The organism is Helicobacter marmotae, from assembly GCF_003364255.1.
Lineage (GTDB): Bacteria > Campylobacterota > Campylobacteria > Campylobacterales > Helicobacteraceae > Helicobacter_C > Helicobacter_C marmotae.
This window is the reverse complement of sequence record NZ_NXLR01000052.1, coordinates 1-682: the sequence shown is the minus strand read 5'-3', so window position 1 is coordinate 682 and position 682 is coordinate 1. Positions and strand designations below refer to the sequence as shown.

Annotated in this window: 1 pseudogene; it reads left to right on the top strand. The window is 34.6% G+C overall.

Annotation, left to right across the window (positions count from 1 at the left end):
* Nucleotides 1–16: 16 nt before the first annotated feature.
* Nucleotides 17–239, top strand: a pseudogene (locus CQA63_RS10270) (glycosyltransferase family 2 protein); the annotation flags it as partial.
* Nucleotides 240–682 lie beyond the last annotated feature (443 nt).

Sequence of the window (682 nt, the reverse complement as noted above, 5' to 3'; positions counted from 1 at the left end):
AAACCCCAAAGTCGCTATTATTGTGCCTTTTTATAATGTAGAGAAGTATTTGCAGGACTGCCTAGAATCTTGCATTCATCAAAGCTATAGCAATATAGAAATTATTTTAATAGACGATGGCAGCACTGATAAAAGCTGTGAAATAGCTAAAACATATTTTGAAAAAGATAGTCGTATAAGTTTAATATGCAAAAGCAATGGCGGACAAGGCAGTGCAAGGAATATGGGGATTGAATATATAAGTAATGGCTTCACATATTCATCTATTATAGAAGCTCCATACTTTATACAAAAAGCCATCCTTAAACCTCAAGCCCTAAGTGCAAATAACATAAACTACCTCACAGGAGAGCAAATAGTAAATAATTATACGGGGGGGGGGGATAGAAAAGAAGCATAATAAAGATTTAGAATCTGCTTCACATTCTGCCTCTTTTTGTTCTCCTACTCAATCTCCTTGTATTACTTCCATTCCCCCTCATTTACGCAAGCCCCTTGATTACTCTATTAACTCTTGTATTATCTTTTCTCACTCTCCTATGCCGCCTTGTGATATAGTCTATATTCATTTTTTAGATGCTGATGATATGCTAAGTCTTGATTGTATAGAGCAATGTGTAGAACATATTGGGGAGTGTGATATTCTTTGGCATGATTATACTTGTATTTATGAAGATAATAT